Raw genomic sequence first — 4198 nt, 5'->3', positions numbered from 1 at the left:
CCTTCTGCCCCCTCTTATAGCGGGTTTTACCTCATGCGACAACTATCCTAACACAGGGGGCTGTGTTCATTCCCTCGGATCCGGAGTTGGGGAGTGAAGCCGAGGCTGATTGGGGCAACTGTCAGGCCATATTAGCCGATGAGCCGACCAAGCTTAAAATGTTTTGCGTGCGCTCCAAGGCAAGCGGCATGCACCTTGTGCAGTGCTATCCCTGCGAGCGCCAGCAGGCCCTGTTTGAGGGCCATATTCAGGCGTTTTCTTTTTTTGATGGGGTTTTCCCCACCCTGATCTATGACAATTTGACGACCGCCGTTGAGAAGGTTTTGCGCGGCAAGGAGCGTCGGCTTCAGGAGAGCTTTGCCAGGTTCAAGGCCTATTACAACTTCACCCCCCGGTTTTGCAATATCGGCCAGGGCCATGAGAAGGGTGGCGTTGAGGGTCTGGTCGGCTATGCCCGGCGCAACTATATGGTGCCAGTTCCCCGGGCCGCAAGCCTTGAAGAGCTCAACAGCAGGCTGCGTGAGCAGTGTCTTGCCTTTGGCCGTCACCGCATTGCCGGCCGCAGCGAGACCGTCGGCGAGCTTTTCGAACAGGAGAAAAGACATCTTATTGCCCTGCCACCGGTACCCTATCAGAATGGGGAGGCCGGTGCAGGCAAGGTCGACAAGTACGCCACTGTGATCGTCGATAAGAACCGCTACTCGGCGCCGACGACCTATGCCGGCTTGAGGGTCCAGACGCTGGTCTATACCGATGTGGTGGAGATTTTCCACAACAGCAAAAAGATCGCCGTCCACAGCCGGGTATACGGCAACAATAAATGGCAGATGGATCCGCAGCATTACCTGGAGCTTATTTACCGCCGACCTCAGGCGTTTGAGTCCGCCCGGCCGATCCGGCAGTGGCGCGCTCAGTGGCCCGATTGTCTGGAAGCGCTGCTGAGCCGATTTAATGCCCGGCAGGGAGATACCAAAGGCGTCAAGGAATTTATCGAGGTCCTCATGTTGTTTAAGGACCATGATTCCTCGGCGGTTATCGAGGCCGTAGCGCACGCCCTTGCCGCCGATATCGGCTCCAGTGCGGCGCTCAAGCATCTGCTGTTAAAAAGCAGTACGGCACCCATACCAGCCTTGTCGAGCTGGCAGCGTCTGCCTCCTCCGGATGTCTCCGTGTATGGACAGATCGGAGGTGGGATATGAGTGCCGCGGTCATGGCTCAATTGAAAGCCAACTTGAAGCTGTTGCGCCTGGCGGCAATCGGAGCTCAACTTGAGAGCCAGCTTCGCCAGGCCAAAGAAAACAGCCAGGATTATGCCGAGTTTTTATTGAATTTAACCGATCTTGAGAATGCCACCCGGATGGAAAACGGCCGCAAGCGGCGCATCCGGGATGCCAAGTTCCCACTTTTAAAGCCGATCGAAACATTTAAATTCGAAGCGGCGCCGGAGCTGGATCTTCGCCTCATCAAGGAGCTCTTATCCGGTGAGTATCTCAAGGGAAAGCGCAACATCATCTTTTTAGGAAAAAGCGGAACCGGAAAAACCCATCTGGCTACAGCCCTTGGCATGGCCGCCTGCGGCCAGGGGGTCCGGACACGCTTTACCACCGGTTGCGAACTGGCCAATGAACTGATCGAGGCCCGTAGCGAAAGGAGCCTTAAACGCACGATCAATCGCTTTTTTGGCTATGGGCTACTGATTGTAGACGAGTTGGGCTATGTGCCCTTTACCAAAGAAGGAGCCGAGCTTCTGTTCCAGGTGCTGGCTGAGCGCCATGAGCGCAAGCCGGTAATCATCACCAGCAACCTGGGCTTTGGTGACTGGACCCAGATATTTGGCGAAGCGACCCTGACGGCGGCACTTCTGGACCGCGTCACTCATAACGCCCACATAATCAATTGCTCCTGGGAGAGCTATCGGCTCAAGGATACGCTATCCAAAAAGAAGGGTAAAGATCCTCATGGGACGTCAAAGGGTTCCAAATGAGCCCGTTCTGGTAATGGGTAACCCAAGGGCCGGCCGGCGTTCGTAGCTTACAGGGCATTCTGGAAGGCCGAAATCAGACCCGTCTCGATGAGACATCAGAAAATCTGTTATCAACCAGGGGGTGGGTCAAATTTCGGTTGCCACGGTGGGTCAATTTTCGATTGCCATTACCACGGGCGCCTTGAAAAAAGGCAGCTTCTTAGGCTTGACCATTGTGGTTTCGCCGGTCTTGGGATTTCTGCCGGTGTATCCTTGGTATTTCTTGACATAAAAAGAGCACAGCCCCCGGATCTCAACCCTTTCATCCTTGGCAAGGGCATCGGCCATCTCGCCGAAGAAGATTTCAACCACCTTGGCGGCTTCAGACTTCGTCAAATTTTCCTGATTTTTCAGGGCGTCAATTAATTCGAGTTTGTTCATTTTTTTCCTCCACTGTGGTTATAGCGTTGATTCAGCAATTTTTGGTAAGTTATCGGTATTCCTTCGAATTAGCAATGTAATAATAACAAATTAGCACCATAACCAATAGAATTTCAACAGAACCTTCAAGACAGGCAACCAATCGGTTTTTATTGAATCAGCCTTGATCTATACGATTATCTTTGGTATTTTTAAACTTATCGATATTTCGTGATGAAAAAGTGATTGACTTGAGGAGTTTTGAATCGCGAATTGCGGACCCGGATAAAACTGGAATGAAAAATAAATCCAAAGACGAAACCGATGACGAACTTCGACCTGAATACGATCTCACCACATTGCTTAAAGATGGTCTGCGCGGAAGATATGCCAAGCGTTCCGAACAAGAGATAACCCCCAAATCGTTATCTCCAGATGCTGCAAAAGCTTTTCCAACTGACGAATGAATAGAAAGAAGATACTTCAAAAGGTTCTTGCCGGGTCGAAAAATATCAGGTTTTCTGATATGGTGAATCTTGTTGAAGGATTTGGTTTCTCTCTTTCAAGAACTGATGGAAGTCATCATATTTTTTCTCGATCGGATATACCGGAGCTTATCAACCTGCAAAATGTAAAAGGCCAAGCGAAACCGTATCAGATCCGTCAGTTTTTAAAATTTGTTGAAAAACATGCCCTTATACTGGAGGATGAAAAATAATGCGCGACTATCATATAAATATTTTCTATTCAGAAGATGACGACGGATATATTGCCGACATCCCGGACCTTGAAGCATGCTCAGCTTTTGGTGATACACCGGATAAGGCGCTTCACGAGGTGCAAAAAGCTAAGTCTTTGTGGATTGAAGCTGCCATGGCTGAAGGCAAGACAATTCCACCGCCAAAATATCGGCCAGTAATTTATCAAGCCCAATTCGCCTGATTTAAACCACTTTTTCCAGTTTTTCTATAAAGTTGAAATTTCTGATTTGGGTTGATCAAATGGTGCAGGGTTCTGGTGCCGTTTTGTGTTCTACTGTACTGAAACTACACTACAATATTGCTATGTTATTACGTTATGCCGATAAGGTCAGATTGTCGTGAATTCAGGGGTAAGGGTGGCATGGGCACACACTTTCTTTTTTTAATGGAATTGAACTGTTCCAAGGCAATTATTTTTGGATGGCGTAATTTCGTATCAGAAAAGGGGGCGATGGATTAAAAATCCCTCGGTGGTTTTCTGGAAGGTGTATTTTTATTTTGAATCGTGAAAAAAGGACACAGCCAAATAGCCGTGCCCGATTGTGCCCAAAATGTGCCCGTCAAGGTCAAAAGTTATCAAAAATTTCCAAACAGAACCAAAAACACTCTTAAAAAGTGCTTTAGATTCAACCTGTTAAAAATATAGACAATTCGGATTATCATTTTCTTGGTCTTCGAATCCGTAGGCCGCAGGTTCGAATCCTGCCCCCGTTAAGCGGGATTTCACATTTGTATTTTAATAAATAAAGGTGTTCAACGCGCGTACCAGGTGTTTATCGCACTTTGCGAAAAACCCTTTTTTCGTGATGTGGGACTTTTCTGGAAAGTGAGGCTTAAAACTGTCAGGTCTTAAACTCGTTTTTAATTTTCAATATCATTTCACCGAGGGCTGGGATATGATTTTTACATACATCAAAAATTGCTTCAGCATTCACATCGAAATAATGATGACTGATTATGTCCCTTAAGGCTTTGGCTTTATGCCATTCGATTTGGGGATATTTGGAGAGAAGCGAATTGGCGGTCACCTTGTCAAGATTCTTTAACCCTTCAC

7 protein-coding genes are annotated in these 4198 nt (G+C 48.1%); 5 read left to right on the top strand and 2 right to left on the bottom strand.

Going from position 1 to position 4198, the window contains the following annotated elements:
- The first annotated feature begins 62 nt into the window (after window positions 1-62).
- Both istA and istB read left to right on the top strand, forming a co-directional pair.
- Complete coding sequence (gene istA, locus P1P89_22430; GenBank protein MDF1594278.1) at window positions 63-1199, top strand: IS21 family transposase; 1137 nt, start codon at window positions 63-65, stop codon at window positions 1197-1199.
- Window positions 1196-1984 (top strand): IS21-like element helper ATPase IstB, encoded by a 789-nt coding sequence (gene istB / locus P1P89_22425; protein ID MDF1594277.1) that lies wholly within the window; start codon window positions 1196-1198, stop codon window positions 1982-1984. The genes istA and istB overlap by 4 nt, the downstream gene beginning before the upstream one ends.
- Before the next feature lie 150 nt (window positions 1985-2134).
- Here istB and P1P89_22420 read toward each other — a convergent pair whose 3' ends face one another.
- Entirely contained in the window at window positions 2135-2404 is a 270-nt protein-coding gene (locus P1P89_22420; GenBank protein MDF1594276.1) for an integration host factor subunit beta, read from the bottom strand.
- A 275-nt stretch (window positions 2405-2679) separates the two neighbouring features.
- Here P1P89_22420 and P1P89_22415 point away from each other — a divergent pair, with 275 nt between their 5' ends.
- Genes P1P89_22415 through P1P89_22405 form a run of 3 tightly spaced genes read left to right on the top strand, consistent with a single transcriptional unit; the run spans window position 2680 to window position 3325 of the window.
- On the top strand, window positions 2680-2850 hold the full coding sequence (locus P1P89_22415) for a hypothetical protein (GenBank protein MDF1594275.1): 171 nt from the start codon (window positions 2680-2682) through the stop codon (window positions 2848-2850).
- A gap of 59 nt (window positions 2851-2909) precedes the next feature.
- The gene (locus tag P1P89_22410; GenBank protein ID MDF1594274.1) at window positions 2910-3101 is read left to right on the top strand and encodes a type II toxin-antitoxin system HicA family toxin; all 192 of its coding nucleotides are present in this window, start codon (window positions 2910-2912) and stop codon (window positions 3099-3101) included.
- Window positions 3101-3325: a type II toxin-antitoxin system HicB family antitoxin gene (locus tag P1P89_22405; GenBank protein MDF1594273.1), complete on the top strand. Its 225-nt coding sequence runs from the start codon at window positions 3101-3103 to the stop codon at window positions 3323-3325. The genes P1P89_22410 and P1P89_22405 overlap by 1 nt, the downstream gene beginning before the upstream one ends.
- A gap of 661 nt (window positions 3326-3986) precedes the next feature.
- Here P1P89_22405 and P1P89_22400 read toward each other — a convergent pair.
- Window positions 3987-4198, bottom strand: a 212-nt coding sequence (locus P1P89_22400; GenBank protein MDF1594272.1) for a DUF86 domain-containing protein, incomplete at its 5' end; no start/stop codon positions are given.

The sequence above is a fragment of the Desulfobacterales bacterium genome (genome assembly GCA_029211065.1).
In the GTDB taxonomy this organism is placed as follows: Bacteria; Desulfobacterota; Desulfobacteria; order Desulfobacterales; family JARGFK01; genus JARGFK01.
This window is presented reverse-complemented; position numbering and strand designations above follow the sequence as displayed.